Origin of the sequence: Luteimonas kalidii, assembly GCF_029887935.1 — a bacterium.
Taxonomy (GTDB): Bacteria; Pseudomonadota; Gammaproteobacteria; order Xanthomonadales; family Xanthomonadaceae; genus Luteimonas; species Luteimonas kalidii.
Genome location: NZ_JARXRO010000014.1, coordinates 553586 through 573233, shown reverse-complemented (window position 1 = coordinate 573233; position 19648 = coordinate 553586). Strand labels below are relative to the sequence as shown.

Below are 19648 nucleotides of genomic sequence, written 5' to 3'. Positions count from 1 at the left end.
TCCCCGTGAGTGCGTGCGAGTGGAATCACGAACACGTTCCTGCTCCCCCTGTGCCGTTGCAACCGCCATGTCCCGCGGAACGCCACGTGCGCCCCGATCATAGCAAGTGCCGTGAGGCGCGTTGGTGACATGCATGGCGGGCGTGCGGGCACTCCGGTCTCAGCGTTCCAGGCCATCCAGCAGCGGCAGGGAGGTGCAGGTCACGCCGGAGACTTCGAACGGTCCATCGCCGGCATCCAGCGGCATCACCGCCAGCGCCTCGCAGCCTGCGCGGCTGACCACCTGGCCCAGCACGCGTGCCGGCGCCGCGGCGCCGGCGACGTCGCCGGCGGGCATCTCCATCTTTGCCACCAGACGCACCAGGCCGCGCTTGGCCTGGCCGAGGAAGTGCGTGCGCGCCACGATCTCCTGGCCCGGATAGCAGCCCTTGCGGACGCTGAAGGCCCTGAGCCGGTCGAGCGAGAGCTGCTGCGGCGTCCACGTCTCCGCCTGCCCGGAGGTCAGGCGCGGCAGGCCGTGGGCCAGGTCGGCCAGGCGCCAGTCGAGGGCAAGGGCGTCGTCGTCGTCGTGAGCGCACGCCGGGCCGACACGAAGCGTGCGCGGATGCGTCGGCGTGCCGAGGTCGAGTTCCAGACCGCCATCACCGGTGGCGGCGAAGCGTGCGCCCGCCGCCCCGGTCGGGGCCTTGAACGTCCCGGACACGGCGAGACCCGCGTCCACCCGCACCACGACCTTGCTGCGGAACACGAAGCGTTGCAGCCGTGCGGCGAATTCCACCGGGTCCGCATCCAGCAGCAGGAGTTGCAGGGTGTCCGGGGACGGTCGGAGCAGCGCGAACAGTGCGATCACGCGTCCCTTGGGGGTCAGCCAACCGCTCCAGTGCCAGTGCCCGGGCGCCAGCGCGGCGACGTCGCTCATGAACTGGGCCTGCGCGAACGCGAGCGCATCGCGGCCCTCGAGGGTCACGGAGGCGATGCCGGGAAGGGCGGAAAAGCGGCCTTCCGGCCCTGGCTGCTTGTCGGACATGGGCCCCGGAACTAAACTTTCGGTCGTGGAAGATCGCGACATGATAGGCGACACATCCCCGCATCCGGTCCCGCCGCAGGCGGAAAACCCTGTTGCAGGGAGTACGGATGCCGGGCCTGTCGCCGAAGTCGGGGGCCGCGAAGGTCCCGATCCGACACGCTACGGCGATTGGGAAAAGAACGGTCGCTGCATCGACTTTTGAATGACTGCGCGGCTGGCTGCATCCGGCCGCGTTCCAGCCACGCGGCCCGGGGCCGCCAGCGAGGAGAGCCGACCAGCGATGGCACGCCGAGAAAGACCCCTGTCGCCGTTCATGCTGGGGCAGACCTACCGTTTCCAGATTACTTCGGTGATGTCGTTCCTGCATCGTGTGACGGGCATCGTCGCGTCGGTGGGCGCCTTCGTGCTGGCGTGGTGGCTGCTCGCGGTCGCCCGGGGCGGCGAGGCCTACCTGCGTGCCGCCGAATGCCTGGCCTCGCCGCTGGGCAGGATCGGCCTGTTCCTGGTCTCGCTGTCGGTGGTCTATCACCTGCTTAACGGTCTCCGCCACCTGGCGTGGGATGCCGGCATGGGATTCGAGATTCCCGACGTCTACCGCTCCGGCTACGCGGTGCTGGCGCTGTCCGCGGTGCTGACCGCGCTGATCTGGTTCGTCGCATTGTGGGGTGGGGCATGAGCAGCGATCCGAACGCGTCCACGCCGCCGGACTACCGCACACCGATCGCGCGCGCGCGCGGCCTGGGCTCGGGCAAGACCGGCACCGGCCATTTCTGGTGGCAGCGCGTCACCGCCGTGGCCCTGGTGCCGCTGGTGGCCTGGTTCATCGGCACGCTGCTGTCGCTGGTCGGCGCGGACCTGGCCACCGTCTACGCCACGCTGTCGCGGCCGTGGACCGCGATCCTGTTCGCCGTGTTCGCCATCGCGCTGTTCTGGCACGCCAAGCTGGGCCTGCAGGTGATCATCGAGGACTACGTTCACCAGCGCGCCCTCGAGATCACGCTGCAGCTGCTCGTGACCTTCGCCTGCGCCGTCGGCGCCCTCGCGTCGCTGTACGCGATCGCCCGCATCGCGATGCTGGGCTGAGCCGCTTCCCAACGAGCCTTTCATGACCACCGCCTACAAGATCACCGAACACCATTACGACATGATCGTCGTCGGCGCCGGAGGCGCCGGCCTGCGCGCCACCTTCGGCCTGGCGCACAAGGGCCTGCAGACCGCGTGCCTGACCAAGGTCTTCCCGACCCGCTCGCACACCGTCGCCGCGCAGGGCGGCATCTCGGCGGCGCTGGGCAACATGGGCGAGGACGACTGGCGCTTCCACTTCTACGACACCATCAAGGGTTCGGACTGGCTGGGCGACCAGGACGCCATCCAGTACATGTGCCGCGAGGCGATCCCGGCGATCATCGAGCTCGAGCACCAGGGCGTGCCGTTCTCGCGCACCGAAGAGGGCAAGATCTACCAGCGCCCGTTCGGCGGCATGACCACGCACTACGGCAAGGGCATCGCGCAGCGCACCTGCGCCGCCGCCGACCGCACCGGCCACGCGATCCTGCATACGCTCTACCAGCAGTCGCTCAAGCACGACGCGCGCTTTTTCATCGAGTACTTCGCGCTCGACCTGATCATGGACGCCGATGGCGCCTGCAGGGGCGTGCTGGCCATCGACATGGCCGAGGGCACGCTGCACCTGTTCCGCGCGCATGGCGTGGTGCTGGCGACGGGCGGCTATGGCCGCGCCTACTTCTCGGCGACCTCGGCGCATACCTGCACCGGCGATGGTGGCGGCATGGCGCTGCGCGCGGGACTGGGCCTGCAGGACATGGAGTTCGTGCAGTTCCACCCGACCGGCATCTACGGCGCCGGCTGCCTGATCACCGAGGGCGTGCGCGGCGAAGGCGGCATCCTGCGCAACAGCAACGGCGAGCGCTTCATGGAGCGCTATGCGCCGAACGCGAAGGATCTGGCCTCGCGCGACGTGGTCAGCCGCTCGATGACGATCGAGATCCGCGAAGGCCGCGGCGTCGGCGAACACAAGGACCACATCCACCTCGACCTGACCCACCTCGACCCGAAGGACATCCACGAGAAGCTGCCGGGCATCGCCGAGAGCGCGCGGATCTTCGCTGGCGTGGACGTGGAGAAGCAGCCGATCCCGGTGCTGCCCACCGTGCACTACAACATGGGCGGCATTCCGACCAACTACCACGGAGAAGTGGTGCAGCTGAAGGACGGCAATCCGGATGCCGTGGTGCCGGGGCTGTACGCCATCGGCGAGGCCGCCTGCGTGTCGGTGCACGGCGCCAACCGGCTGGGCTCCAACTCGCTGCTCGACCTGGTGGTATTCGGCCGGGCCGTAGCCAACCGCTGCGCCGAGACCATCAGGCCGGGCCAGGGCCACAAGCGCCTGGCTGGTGATGCCACCGACAAGGCCGTCGCCAACCTCGACCGGCTGCGCCACGCCAACGGCAGCACGCCGACGGCGGTGATCCGCGACCGCATGCAGCGCTCGATGCAGGACCATGCCGCCGTGTTCCGCACCCGGGAAACGCTGGAAGAGGGCGTGCGCCAGGTGCGCGAGATCCACGACTCCTTCGCCGACGTGAAGATCAGCGACCGCTCGCTGGTGTGGAACTCGGACCTGATCGAGACGCTGGAACTGCAGAACCTGCTGGGCCAGGCGCTGACCACGATCGTGTCGGCCGAGAACCGCAAGGAATCGCGCGGCGCGCATGCGCGCGAGGATTTCCCCGACCGAGACGACGCCACCTGGCACAAGCACACGCTGTGCTGGGCGGACGAGGCCGGCAACACCCGCATCGACTACCGCCCGGTGCATATGTACACGCTCGACGACGAGGTCGAGGTCGTGCCGCCCAAGGCGCGCGTTTACTGACCCTGTAGGGGCGCCCCCGGGCGCGACAGGTGTCGCGGGCATGGCCCGCTCCTACATGCAGGAATCCGAGAGATGGCCGAATTCACCCTTCCCAAGAACTCCCAGGTCCACAAGGGCCGGCATTTCTCCGCGCCCTCGGGCAGCAAGCGCGTGCGCACCTTCAAGGTCTACCGCTGGAGCCCGGACGATGACGAGAATCCGCGCACCGACACCTACGAGGTGGACCTGGACAAGTGCGGGCCGATGGTTCTCGACGCGCTGATCAAGATCAAGAACGAGATCGACCCGTCGCTCACCTTCCGCCGGTCCTGCCGCGAGGGCATCTGCGGTTCGTGCGCGATGAACATCGACGGCACCAACACGCTGGCCTGCACGCGCGCGATCGAGGACTGCCAGAAGGACGAAGTGCCGGTCTATCCGCTGCCGCACATGCCGGTGGTGAAGGACCTGGTGCCCGACCTGACGCATTTCTACGCGCAATACGCCTCGATCCAGCCCTGGATCCGCACCCAGAGCGCGGCACCGCCGGATCGCGAGCGCCTGCAGTCGAAGGAAGACCGCGCCAAGCTCGATGGCCTGTACGAATGCATCCTGTGCGCCTGCTGCACCACCAGCTGCCCCAGCTACTGGTGGAACGGCGAGCGCTACCTCGGACCGGCGGTGCTGCTGCAGGCCTACCGTTGGATCATCGACAGCCGCGACGAGGACACCGGCGCGCGCCTCGACGACCTCGAGGACCCGTTCAAGCTCTACCGCTGCCACACGATCATGAACTGCGCGCGGACCTGCCCGAAGGGCCTGAACCCCGCCAAGGCGATCGGCCAGATCAAGCAGCTGATGCTGGCGCGACGGGGCTGATCGCTCGGCGCTCGGCATGCGTGGCCGTCCGGTCGAGCGTCTGGATGGCCCTTCACGACCGTCATCCCCGCGAAGGCGGGGACCCATGGACGTTTGCGAGCGACGTCCCGCGTATCCAGGGATCGATGGCGCACATGCGCACACCCGCGGCAATGGAACCATGGCGATGAACGCCGGCGAAGAGGCCGACCTGCGCCGGCTGCGCTGGCGCTGCCGGCGCGGCATGCGCGAGCTGGACCAGCTGTTCGAACGCTGGCTGGACCACGCATGGCCGCAGGCCTCCGACGCCGAACGCGGGGTTTTCCTACGCCTGCTGGACTGCGAGGACGATAGGCTCTGGCACTGGTTCATGGGGCACGAGGCCGCCACCGATGCCGAACTCGACGCACTCGTCCAGCGCATCCGCGCACTCCCGCCGCGCTGACGCGACCGTCGTCCGGATCGACTGGCGGCCCTCGCGATGGTGGTGTGCCTGGCTGGTCGCCTGCGGGCCGCTGGCGGCGGCGGCCGTGCTGGTATCCGAGATGCCGCCGCCGGTGGCATGGCCGCTCGCGCTGTCGGCTGTCGGCTACGCGCTCTGGCTGGCGCGCCGCGAGTGGAGGCGCCCGGCGTGCAGCCTTGTTCTGGCGGGCGACGCGGACCGGGTCGAGGTGGACGGCGAACCGGTCGGGGACTTCGCGCTGCAGTGGCGCGGGCCACTGGCGTTCGCGGCGTGGCGGGACGTGCGCGGCCGGCGCCGGCGGCTGGCCTGGTGGCCCGACACCCTGCCGCCTGCGCGACGACGTGAACTGCGACTGGCCGCGCCGGCCCCGCGGGCTGCGCGCCGGGGGCCTTCGATGGCACCATAGCGCGTTCCCGACGACCGGTCCGATGCCGCCCATGGCGACACCCCTGCGTTCAACGCCATGCATGTCCGCGCCTCCGCGCGCGCCGCATGCCATCCGCACCGCGCGCGCCGGCTGAGCTGCCGGGCCCATGTTCAAACCGGTTCCCGTCGCCATCGGCCTGCGCTACCTGCGCGCCAAGCGCCGCAACGGCTTCATCTCCTTCGTCTCGCTGGCCTCGATCCTGGGCATCGCGATCGGCGTGATGGTGCTGATCACCACCCTGGCGGTGATGAGCGGGTTCCAGCGCGAGATCAAGGACCGCATGCTGGGCATGGTGGCCCACGCCACCGTCAGCGCGCAGGGCGAGGCGATGCTCGGCTGGCAGCACGCGATCGACGTCGCCAAGCGCGATCCGCGCGTGTCCGGCGCGGCGCCCTACATCGATACCCAGGCGCTGCTTCGCGCCAGCCGCCAGGAACCGGCCGCGATCCGCGGCGTGGTGCCGGAGGACGAGTCGCAGGTGTCGGAGCTCGCGGCATGGATGGTCCAGGGCCAGCTGTCGGACCTGGTGCCGGGCGAGTTCAACATCGTGCTGGGCAAGGAACTGGCGCAGTGGCTCGGCGCGCGCGTGGGCGACAGGGTGATCGTCACCACCGATTTCCAGGTCACGCCGATGGGGGCGGTGCCGCAACTCAAGCGCTTCACCGTCAGCGGTATCTTCGAGGCCGGCTACCAGGATTTCGACCGCCGCCTGGCCGTGGTCCACATGGCCGACGCGCAGCGCGTGATGCGCATGGGCGAGGGCGTCACCGGCGTGCGCCTGAAACTGCACGACATGGACCAGGCCTGGGACGTGGCCCGCGACCTGGCCGAGGCGCTGGCGCGCGAGAACCGCAGCTACTACCTGGTCAGCGACTGGAGCATGGAGAACGCCAACATGTTCCGGGCGCTGAAGCTCGAGAAGACCATGATCGGGATCCTGCTGTCGCTGATCATCCTGATGGGCGCGTTCTCGCTGCTCAATTCGCAGGTGATGCTGGTGACCGACAAGCTCGCCGACATCGCCATCCTGCGCACGCTGGGGCTCACGCCGCGCGGAGTGATGGCTGTGTTCGTGGTCCAGGGCACGCTGATCGGCGTCATCGGCACGGTGCTGGGCGTGGTCGGCGGGCTGCTGCTGACCTTCAACCTGGAGCACATCCTGCGCGCGATCGAGCGCGCCTTCGACGTGGTGCTGATGCCCGAGGACGTGTATTACGTGACCGGCCTGCCGATCGACCTGCAGCCCGGCGACGTGGTGGTCATCGCCCTGGTGGCGCTGCTGCTGGCGTTCATGGCCACGATCTATCCGGCCTGGCGCGCGGCGCGCACCGCGCCGGCGGAGGCACTGCGGTATGAGTGAAGCGATGCGCCAGCGCCAGGCGGCCGACGACGTGATGCCGGAGCACGTCATCCGCGCCGACGCGCTCGGCAAGACCTACGCCGAGGGCAGCATGCGCACGCCGGTGTTCGACGGCCTGGACTTCGCGGTGACGCCGGGCGAAACGGTGGCGATCCTCGGCGCGTCGGGCGCGGGAAAGAGCACCCTGCTGCACCTGCTCGGGGGCCTCGACACCCCGACCGCCGGCGAGGTCTACGTCGCCGGGCAGAAGATGAGCGCGCTGTCGGACGCGGCGCGCGGGGTGCTGCGCAACCGCGCGCTCGGCTTCGTCTACCAGTTTCACCACCTGCTGCCGGAGTTCACCGCGCTGGAAAACGTGATGCTGCCGGTGCTGCTGGCCGGCAGCGCGATGGGCGATGCGTCCTCGCGCGCGCGGACGCTGCTGGAGTCGGTCGGCCTCGGCCACCGGCTCGAGCACAAGCCGGGCGAACTGTCGGGCGGCGAACGGCAGCGCGCGGCGGTGGCGCGCGCGCTGGTCAACCGCCCGGCCTGCGTACTGGGCGACGAGCCGACCGGCAACCTCGACGAGAAGACCGCCGAGACCGTGTTCGCGCTGATGCTTGATCTCAACCGCGCCCAGCGCACCAGCCTGGTCCTGGTGACGCACGACCGTCGCCTGGCGCGACGGCTGGACCGGGTGGTGGAACTGCACGAAGGCAGGCTGCGCGAAGTGGCGCGCGACGCGGTCTGATCCGTTCCTGCGTGCAGGACGAAGCGGACGCTCTTTAGAGGGCTGATCCCCGCATCTTAGAGGGCTGATCCCCGCATCGCGAGCGCGCCACCGGGCCACGCCCGTCGTCCGCACGGCGCCCACGCCCCCCGGCTCCCGGTCCGCGCGCACGAGCGAAGCGACCGGGCCGCATGCGGATCAGCGCGCGGACGCGGATGCTCGCACCTCCGCCGGCCGCGACTGCTGCAGTTCGAGCTCCGCCAGATCCACCATGGTGTCCGAGGTGAAGCGCAGCCGGTACTCGCTGTAGGCGCCCGGCGACGCGACCCGGAACGGCCGCAACTGGCGTGCCCAGCGGAACGCCTCGTGGCCGCGCTCGTCCAGTGTCGTCCACGCGCCGGACCCGGTGCGGCCTTCGAGCACCCAGCCGATGGCCGGCAGGGGCTCGGCCCCGCTGGTGAGCGTGTAGTGGGCGATGGGGGTGGGCGCATCGAAGCGCGCGACCACCACGGCACCGGCCGGCAGCGACAACGAGGTCGCGGCATCGTCGTCGACCAGCGCGTCGGCGCGCGTGTCCGCGCCCTCGATGCGTACGCGTCCGCTGCCGCTGCGATCGACGCGTTGCTCCGGCTTGTGACCCGCCTGCGTCAGCGACGGCGGCAGCGCATCATCGCCGCTGCCCCAGGCGGAGGGTGTGGGCCCCATGGTGAATTCGAGGGTGCCGCCGTCGGCGATCTCCGCGTGCCGCAGCCTTGCCTTGTCCCACGGCCGGCCGTTCAGCGTGAGCGACTGCACGTAGACGTTCCCGGGCCCATTGTTGCGCGCGAGCACGCTGAGCGTGCGACCGTTGTCGAGCCGCACGTCGACGCGATCGAACGCGGGCGAGCCGATCACGTATTCCGGCGCGCCCATGCGCAGCGGGTACAGGCCCAGCATCGAGAACAGGTACCAGGCCGACATCTCGCCGTTGTCCTCGTCGCCCGGATAGCCCTGGCCGATCTCGCTGCCCAGGTACAGCCGCTGCATCACCTCGCGCGAGATCTGCTGGGCCTTCCACGGCTGCCCGGCGGCCACGTACATCCACGGAATGTGGTGCGATGGCTGGTTGCTGTGCGCGTACATGCCCATGCGCACGTCGCGCGCCTCGGTCATTTCGTGGATCACGCGGCCGTAGCTGCCGGCGAAGCGCTCCTCCGCGGTTTCCGGGGTGGCGAAGAATTCATCCAGTCGCCGCGCCAATGCCGCGCGTCCGCCCATCAGCGATGCCAGGCCTTCGGCATCGTGCGGCACGGTGAACGCGAAGGTCCAGGCGTTGGACTCGGTGTAGTCGTGGCCCCAGACGCGCGGATCGAACCGCGCCGCCGGTTCGCGCCAGACGCCACCGGCGTCGCGGCCGCGAAAGAAGCCGGTGCCGGCGTCGTACACGTGCACGTAGTCCGTCGCGCGCGCCCGGAAGTAGGCCGCTTCCTCGCGGTAGCGGCGCGCGCGCGCGGGATCCTCGTCGTCCTCGGCCAGCGATTCGGCCAGCGTGGCGAGGCCGTAGTCGTTGAGCGCGCCTTCCAGCGTCCACGACATCCCCTCGTGCACCGAAGCGTCGGCGTAGCCGCGGTACATCGACTGCGCGAGCCCCTTGCGACCCACATTGGATACCGGCGGCACGACGGTGGCGTTGCGCAGCGCGGCCTCGTAGGCCTCGTGCGGATCGAATCCGCGCACGCCCTTGTGCCAGGCGTCGGCGAAGGCGACATCGGAACTGGTGCCCACCATCAGGTCGGCATAGCCGGGCGAAGACCAGCGCGCCACCCAGCCGCCGTCGCGGTACTGCTGCAGGAAGCCGTCGACCATCTCGCCCGCGCGGGTGGGCGCGAACAGCGCGTACGCCGGCCAGCTGGTGCGGAACGTGTCCCAGAATCCGTTGTTGACGTAGACCTTGCCGGGCAGGATGCGCGCAGAAGAGCGCGTGGCATCGCCGCCGGGTGCATCCTCCGACCAGCTGTTCTGGTCGGCGTGCCGCCAGTCCGGTTGCTCGTTCGTGCCGAGGTTTTCGTGCGCGACGTTGGGATACAGGAACAGGCGATACAGGTTGGCATAGACGGTCGTGAGCTGGTCGTCGCTGGCGCCCTCCACGCGCACCCGGCCGAGCAGCGCATCCCAGGCGTCCTGCGCCCGCGCGCGCACCGCATCGAAGCCGTCGTCGCCGATCTCCAGGTCCAGGTTGCGTCGCGCCTGTTCAACCGAGACCAGCGAAGTGGCGATACGCATGCGCACTTCGCCGTCCGCGCCGGGCGCGAACTTCACGTAGCCGGTGGGCCGGCCGGTCTCGAGCATGCCGCTGTCGCGCCAGGGCTGGTCGAAGCGCGCGTAGACGAACATGCGGGTGGCGCCGTTGGACAGGCCGCTGCGGGTGTCGGTGTAGCCATGCAGCGCCTGCGCCTGCGCGTCGAGCGTCAGCCCGCCGCGGTCGTCGACGTTGTCGAACAGCAGGTTGGCGTCCGCGCCCTGCGGGAATCGGAAACGGAAGATCGCCGCGCGTTCGCTGGGCGCGAGTTCGGCGCGGATGCCGTTGTCGAAGTCGACGCGGTAGGTGTGGGGGCGGGCGAGTTCGCGATCGTGCGAGAACGACAGCGCACGCCGCTCGCGATCGGCGTCGGGCACGCCGGTGGCCGCGGACGGCATCACCTGGAAGGTCTGCCGGTCGCCCATCCAGGGGCTGGGCTGGTGGCTGATCGACAAGGCCTGCAGGCGCGGGCGGTTGTCGGGCCCGTTGTGTTCGTTCCAGCGGTACAGCCAGGACAACGTACCGGCATCGGTGACCGGGACCCAGAAGTTGAAGCCGTGCGGCATCGCCGTGGCCGGGATGTTGTTGCCGCGCGAGAAGGTACCGTTGGACTGGGTGCCGCGGGTGGTGAGCACGCGATCGCTGGGCCGGAGTCCGGCGGCGGGGCGGGCCGCCGTCTCGATCGCGATGTCGTCGATCCAGCCGCGAGCCGCGGCGCCGTCGCCAGGCGCCAGCTCCAGTTCGATCGCGCGGATGCGGCGTCCTGGCACGCCCGCCACCTCGCCCAGCCGCACCACCTTGCGCGCCCACTGCTGCGGGTAGAGCGTTTTCGAGTCGGCCTGCGCCTGCGCCCCGATGGCGGCGCCGTGCTGGTCGTGCGCGTCGAGTTCGGACAGGCGGCGGCCGTCGTCGAACACCAGATCGAGCGAGACGCCGGTGGAAGCGACCGTGTTGCCGTCGACGATCTCCGGCAGCACCATCCACGACAGGCGGGTATCGGCCTGTATCGGGATATCGACCTCGAACAGTCGCGTGCGGCCGCCGGTGCCCTCGTAGCGCAGCGCGGCCAGACCGCTGTAGCCCACGCCGGCCTTGGCGGCGTAGGGCGCCTCGGGGCCGGCGCCGACCCGTACCCGCGCTCCGGCATCGCTATTCCGGGTCGGCGTGGGTTCGTCACGTTCGAACGACGTCGAGAAGGCCGGCTCGCCCGCGGTCGCCGCACCGGCCGCCAGCACCAGCAGCGACAGCGCCAGGCTGACCGGCAGGCGGCGCATGCGCTCAGCCACGGTCGCGCAGCACCGCGAGCACATCGTGGCAGGCGCCCATCGTGTGATAGTCGGTCTTGCCGGCCGGGCTCTTGTCGTCGTCATATTTGCGGTTCTCACGATCGAGGATGCGGAACCAGGCGCCGTAGCGGTGGTCCACCATGTGCCGCCACGCGTAGTCCCACAGGCGGTCGTACCAGTCCCAGTAGCGGGCTTCGCCAGTCGCCGCCGCCAACCGCGCCGCGCACGCGAGCGATTCGGCCTGCACCCAGAAGTACTTGTCGTCGTCGCAGATGAAGTGGTGGCCATCGGGCAGCGACGGGCCGGGCACGTCCTTGCGCAGGGCTTCGGGGGCGAAGCCGTACATCAGGCCGCCGGACTCCGGATCCCATGCCGCATCCACCGCGCGGTCGAACAGTTCTCGCGCACGCGGCACCAGCCAGGGCTGCGGCATGCCTGCGTCGCCCAGGTGGCGATCGAGGATCAGAAGCAGCTTGGACCATTCGGTCTGGTGGCCGGGCTGGAAGCCCCAGGGGCGGAACAGGTGCTTTGGATCGTCGCGGTGGTAGTCGGTGTCCACCTGCCAGTCGGCATCGTAGTGTTCCCACACCAGCCCGTCGCACTGGGCGGCCTGTCGGCGGGTCATGTGGTCGGCCAGGGTCAGCGCACGCTGCAGGTAGCGCGGCTCGCGGCTGGCCTCGAACGCCGCCAGCATCGCCTCGCACATGTGCATGTTGGCGTTCTGGCCGCGGTAGTCGCTGAACTGCCAGTCGCGGGTGGCCTCGTCGCGGTACAGGCCGTGCTGCGGCTCCCAGTAGCGCGTGTCCAGCAGTTCCCAGTGCGTATCCATCCAGTCGCGGCACTCCTCGACGCCGGCCTTGAGCGCGATCGAGTACGCCAGCAGCACGAAGGCCGCGCCGTAGCAGTGCTGGGTGGTGTCCTCGGGAACTCCGTCGCGCAGGGTCCAGGCATAGCCGCCGCTGTCGGGGTCGAGATGGCGCTCGCGCAGGAACGCCAGGCCATGGCGCACCGTGGCCATGTAGGTTTCGCGCAGCGCCGGATCTTCGTCGCCGAACTCGAGCGCGGCGGTGGCGTAGTTGAAGACGAAGCGCGTGCTGCTGACCAGGTGCCGGTGCGAGACATCGTAGACCCGGCCATCGTCCTTGAAATAGTGGAAGAAGCCGCCGGCCGGATCGATGCAGCGCGGATGGTAGAAGGCCATCGTGTGGCGGATGTGGTCGCGCAGGAAGGCTTCGCTGCGGAAGTCGGCGTGCGCGGGGGCGTCGGGCGTCGGCGAGGTCTGGAAAGTCATGGGGTCGGGGGGCTTGTATCGGATAGGGTGGGCGCTGCACTCAGGCCGGTGGCGCCTTGCAGTAGCGGTCGATGAACTGCTGGTGCGTCGGCATGGTCGCGGCCGCGCGGGCGATGTCCTCGCGCACGCGGGCCAGGAACGCATCCAGGTGCGGCTCCGGCATCTCGTCCACGACAGGATGGTAGCCGGCCGGCACGATTCCTTGCCCAAGCATGACCTGCACCCAGCTGGGCAGGGCGAAGAAGTCCTCGCCTTGCCGGAAATAGCGGCCGTCGCGCCGGAACATCGCGATCGTCTCCCGCAGTGCGTCGGGGACCGGCATCGTGCGGCAGTGGGTCCAGAACGGGCTGTCGTCGCGCGCGGTGGCGTGGTAGTGCAGCACGAGGAAGTCGCGGATGCGCTCGTATTCGAACGTGGTCTCGGCGTTGTAGCGCCGGACCAGCTGCGGCTCGAAGCCGAGGTCGGGGAACAGCCCGAGCAGGCGCTGCAGGCCGGACTGCACCAGGTAGATGCTGGTCGATTCCAGCGGCTCCATGAATCCGCTCGCCAGGCCGAGCGCCACCACGTTGGCGCGCCAGAACTCGCGCCGCATGCCGGTAGTGAAGCGCAATGCGCGGGGCTCACCAAGCGCTTCGCCATCGAGCTGGGCGAGCAGGGTGGCGGCAGCTTCGTCGTCGCTCAGGTGCTCGCTGGCGTAGACGTAGCCGTTACCGGTGCGGTGCTGCAGCGGGATGCGCCACTGCCAGCCTGCGGCGCGGGCCGTCGCGCGCGTATATGGCGTGGGCGGCCCGGCGTTCGCGCTTGGTACCGCCATCGCGCGATCGCAGGGCAGCCACTGGCGCCAGTCGATGTAGTCGACCTCCAGCGCCTGTCCGATCAGCAGCGCCCGGAAGCCCGAGCAGTCGATGAACAGGTCGCCCTCGACCCGTTCGCCGCTTTCCAGCACCACGGCTTCGACGAAGCCGTCTCCGGCTCGCCTCACCACATCGACGATGCGGCCTTCGGTCCGGGTCGCGCCGCGCCGCTCCGCCAGGTCCCGCAGGAATCGCGCGTATCGTCCTGCATCGAAATGGTAGGCGTAAGCGAAGTCGGCCAGCGGCGAACCGGCGGGAGCATCCGGCGCACCGGCCACGAACCGGCCCTGCGGCGCGGCGACCGTCTGCAGCGTATAGGCGCCGATGTCGTGTGCGTGCCCGGCAAGGAATCGCTTCAGCCAGAACTGGTGGAAGGGCAGTGGCCCCATCGAGCGGCCGATCCTGCCGAAGCCGTGCATGTAGGTGTCGCCCACGCGGCCCCAGTCGCGGAACTCGATGCCCAGCTTGAACGTGCCCTGGGTGGCGGTGAGGAACTCGGCCTCGTCGATGCCGAGGACCTCGCCGTTGAAAGTCTTCAGGTGGGGCACGCTGGCCTCGCCCACGCCGACGATGCCGATCTCCTCCGATTCCACCAGCCGCACCGACGAGCCGCGCCCCAGGTAGGTTGCCATCGTTGCCGCCGCCATCCAGCCGGCGCTGCCGCCGCCGACCACGACGATGCGGCGGATGCGGGCGTCGTCCCCGATCACTTCGCCGTGCGGCGCAACAGGCATGGGCGGGCAGGGCAGGGTTGGTTCATTCGGGGACCGTCTGGCAGAGATGCGCCCACGCGGCACGCAGCCGGTGGAAGCCCGCGCCGCCGGCCCGGCACACGACCGCCGGCGGCGCGGATGGAAGCCCCCGCGCCGAAGCGCGGGGCGTCGAGGCTAGAACTTGTAGGTCAGGCCGAGGTACGTCACGCGGCCCGCATAGCCGTTGGAATAGAAGCGGTCCTTGGTGTCGTTGCCCAGGTGCGTGCGGGTCTCTTCCTCGGTCACGTTCAGGACCGAGGCGCTGACGCTCAAGGCCGGCGTAATGTTGTATGCGGCGTTGATGTCGATCTGCTGGTAGGGCTCGTCGTAGAGGTTCAATCCATTGACGAGCGCCTGCACGACTTCGCCGCGACGGTTGTAGGACGCGCGAAGCAGCAGATCGTTCGCTTCGTAGAACACGGTCAAGTTGGTCTGGTTCGCCGCACTGCCGACCAGGGGCGATTCTCCGAGTTCGGTTCCATCGTCGAGGGTGATCGCCGCCTCGTTGGTGTCGTTGTAGGTGTAGTTGAACTGGAGGCCGAGCCCGGAATCGAACGTGTGTTGGGCGTAGAGCTCAGCCCCTTGCGACACCGCGTCGCGCCCGCCAGCGTCGGTCGAATAGTTCTGCACCGTCACCGTCTCGCCATTGACGAGCACATCGACGTCCGAGATCACCGGGACCGCGAAGTTGCTCACGTCCTTGCGGAACAGGCCCATGCCCAGCACGGAGCCAGGCTGGAAGTACCATTCGAGGCCAATGTCATACTGTGTCGCCTTGTAAGCGTCGAGTTCCTTGTTGCTTCCTGATCCATACCAGCCCTGCTGCCCGGCACCGCCGGTCAGGCGTCGATCAGCGACGTACTCGGGCCCGTAGTACTCCAAACTGCCCGGCGCCGCTATCGCGTCGTAGCTCGGCCGGGCGACCACTTTCGACGCCGCGCCGCGCAGCACAAGGGAATCGGTCAGGTCGTAGGCAAGATTGAAACTTGGCAGTACGTCGGTGTACGTACGATCCAGTGCACTCACCTCGTAGGTTTCGGGGCGCGCCACGGTGTCGGAGAGACGCCAGAAGCCTTCGGTTCCGCAATAGGTGTCCGCGGGCGCACCGGTCGGGGTGGGATCCAGCTGCTGGCAGGCCAGTGGATTGCCGTCGCTTCCGTCGAAGAAGTAATCGTTGTAGTTGGTGACCTTGTCGGTCGAGTCCGCATGCTGGCGGGTCTGCGCGATGCGCACGCCAACGTTGCCGCGCAGGCGGTCGGTGCGGAAGTTGGCCTGCAGGTACTGTGAGTAGATCCGTTCGTCGACGTTGTAGACGAAGTTGTCCTCGTCGCGTCGCTGCACCGGACCGTAGGTGCTGTTGAGATAGGCGATGTAGGCCGGGTAATCGATCGCCGGATACGCGCTGGCCTCGATCCCGCCCGCCAGGTTACCCAGCGAATACAGGAAGCCGGGCGAGAACTGGGTGGCGATGTCGTTGCAGCGACCGTTCCAGAAGCGGTTGTCGTAGTCGCCCGGATCGGTGCCCGGGCAGACCCAGTAGCTGTTGCCGGTGCTGCGGCTGATGCCGCCGTCGCGGGCCTTGAAGCCGAATTGGAACGACTCGATGAAGTTGCCGTCCGTGTACCAGGTGCCGTCGAACTGGGCGTAGTTCTGCTCTGTGCTGTTACGCGTCCAGGACGAGCCGGTCGAGCCGAGGTCGACCTGCAGGATGCCGGCGGCGAGGTTCTGCAGCAGTTCCGGCGAGAACGTCATCGACGGCGTGCCGGTCAGGTCCCATGCGCTGGCGTAGTTGCCCAGGCTCCAGCTGCCGTCCGCATTCTGGCGCCGCGGCTTGATCGGCACCGAAAACTGCAGGTCGGGACCGCCCTCGGCCCATGTGCGGCCTGCCTTGAAAGAGAGGTCCATCGTCTCGCCACGCCACTCGGCCGCGAAATCGGCGGTCTGCGACAGCGATTCCTCGATGTTGTAGCTGCCGGTGATCTGCGGCGTCGGCACGGTGCAGTCGTCCGAGCCCCAGCCGCCCGGTAGGCGGCCAGCGGCGATCTCCTCTGGTGTCGGCTCCGTGCAGTAGTAGGTCTTTCCCGGGCGCCGACTATAGTCCGCGCCGGTGACGATCGTGCCGCTCGGATCGAAGTGCAGCCTGTCGAGCAGGCGTCCGCCGCGCCAGTTGCCGTCGCCGAAGTAGCGGGCGATGTTCCACTCCGGCACCTTCAGGGTGCTGGTCTGCGAATCCTGCGACAGTTCGAACCGGAAGTAGTTGGCCGTCAGCGTCAGGTTGTCGGTCGGCTTGAACTGCAGCGTGACCTGGCCACCCCGGCGCTCGCGCTCTTCCTCGCGCACGTTGAAGTTGACCGAGGTCGGCATCATGAAGCCGGTGTAGTAGTTGCCGTCCTGGTCCCAGAAGCCGGTGCCGCCCCACCAGTTCGAATCGAAATCGGACGGCTGGCCGTTGACATCAACGGCGGTTCCGCCTTCGTCGCGGCCATACCACTGCCAGCCCTCGGTGCTGGCGCCCATCGTGCGCGTGGTGCGTGTCTGGTCCGAATAGCCGACGAAGACGCCGAAGCGGCCCTCGTCGTCGTGCCAGGAATACGATCCCGAGAACTGGCCGTCATTCTTGCCGGTGGTGTCGGCACGCGTGCCTTCGATCGAGACGAAGCCGGTGTTGGATTCCATCTCCAGCGGGCGCCGGGTGTGCAGAATCACCGTACCGCCGACGCCACCTTCGTCGATGCGTGCTTCGGACGTCTTGAACAGCTCGGCGCTCGAGAGCATGTTAGACGGCAGCAGCATGTAGTTGAACGAGCGCGTGGGGTCGCCGTTGGATTCGGCGGTGGCGATGTAGTTGCCGTTCAACTGGGTCAGGGTCAGCTCCGAGGACAGGCCACGGACGCTGACGTTCTTTCCTTCGCCGCCGCTGCGGGTAACGATCACGCCCGGCACGCGCTGCAGCGCGTCGGCCACGTTCTTGTCCGGGAATTTGCCCACGTCCTCGGCCGTGATCACCTCGACGATCGCGTTGGCATTGCGCTTCTGCTCGAGGCTCTGCTCGATCGCGTAGCGGTAGCCGGTGACCTGGACCGCGTCGAGGGTGGCGGCGTCGGTGGTCGCCGGCGTCGCCTCCTCCGCGTCGGCCGGGGTGCCGGCGGCCTCCTGCGCGAACGACGTGGCAGGCAGGGCGGCCATCGCGGTCAGGGCGAATGCGATGGCGGCGGACAACGACGTCCGTCCCGGTGTGTATGGCATCAACTTCATCACTGTCTCCCTCTCCAAAGCACGGATGGACGATGCGCGTCTGTGTTGTTTGGATCGATCCAAAAACAGGCCCGGCCGACGGGTTGGAAGCTGCGACGGCGGTGTCCGGGCGGCTTGGGTGAGCCGCGCGGGATACGCCGTGTCCGGTTTGGATCGATCTAAATTCGGCGTGCAAAGATGTAACATGCCGGCTCGAACGACGCATGCTGCCCTGCAGCAGGGACCGTGTGGCGCGATCGCGACGGGGTGGCGCCATCCGATGCAACCGATTGAAGGAAAAGGGAAGATGGCGCCAGACCCGGCTGCGGATCCGCCTCCCCGCCAGCGCGCCGCGGGTCGACGTGCCTTGACCCCGCGCGCGCGTCTGCGGATCTTGGCGGCGTGGCGCCTTGCGCCGTGTCCGGGACCTGCATGACGCTCCGATCCAGAACCGTGGAGGGTGTTTCGCTGCGCGTGAGGCATCCCCTCCACCGGGGTCGTCCGTCGGTCGCGACCGCGGCACCGCCATGACCCCGACGCTGGAAATCGCCGCGAACTCGCTGGCGTCGGCGCAGGTCGCCCAAGCTGCCGGCGCGACCCGGGTGGAGCTGTGCGCGGCGCTGGAGGCGGGCGGGCTGACGCCATCGGCCGGCATGATCGCCAGGGTGCGCGAGCGGCTCACGCTGCCGGTCCACGTGCTCGTCCGGCCGCGCGCGGGTGACTTCTGCTACAGCGACGCGGAACACGAGTCCATGCTGGCCGACATCGCGCACTGCGCCGCCAGCGCTTGCGATGGCGTGGTCGTCGGCGCGCTGACTGCCGACGGCGAGGTCGACGTGGCCCGGTGCCGGGAGCTGGTCGATGCCGCCGGCGCGCTCGACACCACCTTCCATCGCGCCATCGACCTGTGCCCGGACATGCCGGCCGCACTGGAGGCGATCATCGCGCTGGGGTTCGGGCGCGTGCTCAGTTCAGGCGGCGCCGCGAACGCCATGTCGGGCGCCGACATGCTGCGCCGCCTGGTCGGACAGGCCGGCGGACGCATCGTCGTGATGCCCGGCGCCGGCATCACGCCGGACAACATCGCCAGGCTCGCAGCCCACACCCGTGCGCGCGAATTCCACGCGTCGGCCAGACACACGTATCCGTCGCGCATGCGCGTGCCGGTCGATCCGGGACTGGGCATGGACGGCGGCGAACAGCGCGCGGATGGCGAGCGCATCCGCGCGCTGCTCGCCGCCCTGGACACGGCCGAAGCGAGGTGAGCGTGCCGTTCGTCTCGGCCGACATCGGCGGCACCAACGCGCGCCTGGCCTGGGTGCGCGCCGGCGGCGACGGCCGCATCGAAGTCCTCGAGCAGCGGCACTACCTCTGCGCGCAGCATCCCTCGCTGCGCGCGATCCTGGCCGACTTCATGGGCGATGCCGCCGGCGCGCCGGCGCTGGCGCTGGCGGTCGCCGGCATCGTGGACGGCGACCGCATCATCAGCCGGAACATTCCCTGGCCGATCGACCTCCCGGACCTGCGTGCGGCCGGCTTCGCCCAGGTGGCGGCCGTCAACGACTTCGTCGCTGTCGCGCACGCCTGGCAATGCATGAACGAGGCCGACACCGTGCTGCTCACCCCCGGCGTGGCCACGCCGCGCGAGCCGGGCACCAGCCTGCTGCTCGGGCCCGGGACCGGGCTGGGCGGCGCGCTGCGCGTCACCCGCAATGGCCGCACGCTGGTGCTGCCCTGCGAACCCCAGCAGGTGGCGCTGGCGCCGGGCACCCTGCGCGAGCTGGCCGTGCTGGCGCACTGGATGCGTGCAGGCGCCACCCACGTCGGCGTCGGGCACGCGGTGTCAGGACCAGGACTGGCGAACCTCTACCTGGCGCTGTGCGAGATCGATGGGGCGCCGCCGCGCTGGCGCTCGTCCGACGAGATCGTCGCGGCCGCCGACGCCGGTTCGGATGCGCATGCGATCGAGGCGATCGGGATGTTCTGCGGACTGCTCGCAAGCGTGGTCGGTGACCTGGCGATGGTGACCTCGGCCACATGCGTGTTCGTAGCGGGCGGCGTGCCGTCGAAGATTCGCGGCTGGCTGCTGGGCGGTACGTTCGCGCAGCGCATGGTGGACAAGGACGTCATGCGACCGGTGCTCCAGCGCATTCCGGTGCGGTTGATCGAGGATCCTGCGCTGGGCGTGATCGGCGCCGCAAGCTGGTTCACGCACCGCAACTAGCGCTGCGGTCA

General features: G+C 69.2%; 16 protein-coding genes. 11 read left to right on the top strand and 5 right to left on the bottom strand.

The genetic code is table 11. The features are described from left to right. Positions 1-159: 159 nt before the first annotated feature. Entirely contained in the window at positions 160-1026 is an 867-nt protein-coding gene (ygfZ, locus tag QFW81_RS08015; protein ID WP_280578176.1) for a CAF17-like 4Fe-4S cluster assembly/insertion protein YgfZ, read from the bottom strand. Between ygfZ and QFW81_RS17665 the strand changes: the two genes are divergently transcribed. From QFW81_RS17665 to lolD, 9 genes are all read left to right on the top strand, one after another. Next, positions 917-1228, top strand: coding sequence for a DUF1674 domain-containing protein (locus tag QFW81_RS17665; protein ID WP_331488051.1), 312 nt, complete (start codon positions 917-919; stop codon positions 1226-1228). The two genes, ygfZ and QFW81_RS17665, sit on opposite strands and share 110 nt — an antisense overlap. 78 nt (positions 1229-1306) lie before the next feature. Next, positions 1307-1702 (top strand): succinate dehydrogenase, cytochrome b556 subunit, encoded by a 396-nt coding sequence (gene sdhC, locus QFW81_RS08005; RefSeq protein ID WP_280578175.1) that lies wholly within the window; start codon positions 1307-1309, stop codon positions 1700-1702. Continuing rightward, on the top strand, positions 1699-2109 hold the full coding sequence (gene sdhD, locus QFW81_RS08000; protein WP_280578173.1) for a succinate dehydrogenase, hydrophobic membrane anchor protein: 411 nt from the start codon (positions 1699-1701) through the stop codon (positions 2107-2109). Before sdhC ends, sdhD begins: the two co-directional genes overlap by 4 nt. A gap of 22 nt (positions 2110-2131) precedes the next feature. Continuing rightward, the gene (sdhA, locus tag QFW81_RS07995; protein WP_280578172.1) at positions 2132-3922 is read left to right on the top strand and encodes a succinate dehydrogenase flavoprotein subunit; all 1791 of its coding nucleotides are present in this window, start codon (positions 2132-2134) and stop codon (positions 3920-3922) included. Between the two features lie 72 nt (positions 3923-3994). Beyond that, positions 3995-4780, top strand: a complete 786-nt coding sequence (locus QFW81_RS07990) for a succinate dehydrogenase iron-sulfur subunit (protein WP_280578171.1) — start codon at positions 3995-3997, stop codon at positions 4778-4780. Positions 4781-4940: 160 nt separating this feature from the next. Continuing rightward, positions 4941-5204, top strand: a complete 264-nt coding sequence (locus tag QFW81_RS07985; protein WP_425603990.1) for an FAD assembly factor SdhE — start codon at positions 4941-4943, stop codon at positions 5202-5204. An 85-nt stretch (positions 5205-5289) separates the two neighbouring features. Beyond that, on the top strand, positions 5290-5628 hold the full coding sequence (locus QFW81_RS07980; protein WP_280578369.1) for a hypothetical protein: 339 nt from the start codon (positions 5290-5292) through the stop codon (positions 5626-5628). Positions 5629-5755: 127 nt separating this feature from the next. Continuing rightward, the gene (locus QFW81_RS07975; protein ID WP_280578169.1) at positions 5756-7009 is read left to right on the top strand and encodes a lipoprotein-releasing ABC transporter permease subunit; all 1254 of its coding nucleotides are present in this window, start codon (positions 5756-5758) and stop codon (positions 7007-7009) included. A 34-nt stretch (positions 7010-7043) separates the two neighbouring features. After that, on the top strand, positions 7044-7739 hold the full coding sequence (gene lolD / locus QFW81_RS07970; protein WP_486624487.1) for a lipoprotein-releasing ABC transporter ATP-binding protein LolD: 696 nt from the start codon (positions 7044-7046) through the stop codon (positions 7737-7739). 177 nt (positions 7740-7916) lie between these two features. Here lolD and QFW81_RS07965 read toward each other — a convergent pair whose 3' ends face one another. The 4 genes from QFW81_RS07965 to QFW81_RS07950 all read right to left on the bottom strand — a co-directional run bounded on the left by QFW81_RS07965 (position 7917) and on the right by QFW81_RS07950 (position 17434). Beyond that, on the bottom strand, positions 7917-11270 hold the full coding sequence (locus QFW81_RS07965) for a GH92 family glycosyl hydrolase (protein WP_280578168.1): 3354 nt from the start codon (positions 11268-11270) through the stop codon (positions 7917-7919). 4 nt (positions 11271-11274) lie between these two features. Beyond that, positions 11275-12573, bottom strand: coding sequence for an AGE family epimerase/isomerase (locus tag QFW81_RS07960; protein ID WP_280578167.1), 1299 nt, complete (start codon positions 12571-12573; stop codon positions 11275-11277). A 40-nt stretch (positions 12574-12613) separates the two neighbouring features. Next, complete coding sequence (locus tag QFW81_RS07955; protein WP_280578166.1) at positions 12614-14161, bottom strand: tryptophan halogenase family protein; 1548 nt, start codon at positions 14159-14161, stop codon at positions 12614-12616. Positions 14162-14314: 153 nt separating this feature from the next. Then, positions 14315-17434 carry a TonB-dependent receptor gene (locus QFW81_RS07950; RefSeq protein ID WP_280578164.1) on the bottom strand — a complete coding sequence of 1040 codons (3120 nt, stop codon included), beginning with the start codon at positions 17432-17434 and terminating at the stop codon, positions 14315-14317. A 506-nt stretch (positions 17435-17940) separates the two neighbouring features. Between QFW81_RS07950 and QFW81_RS07945 the strand changes: the two genes are divergently transcribed. Both QFW81_RS07945 and QFW81_RS07940 read left to right on the top strand, forming a co-directional pair. Next, complete coding sequence (locus tag QFW81_RS07945) at positions 17941-18678, top strand: copper homeostasis protein CutC (protein ID WP_280578163.1); 738 nt, start codon at positions 17941-17943, stop codon at positions 18676-18678. Beyond that, a complete protein-coding gene (locus tag QFW81_RS07940; protein ID WP_280578162.1) occupies positions 18675-19637 on the top strand; it encodes a glucokinase in 963 nt (320 codons plus the stop codon). The genes QFW81_RS07945 and QFW81_RS07940 overlap by 4 nt, the downstream gene beginning before the upstream one ends. The last annotated feature ends 11 nt before the right edge of the window (positions 19638-19648 follow it).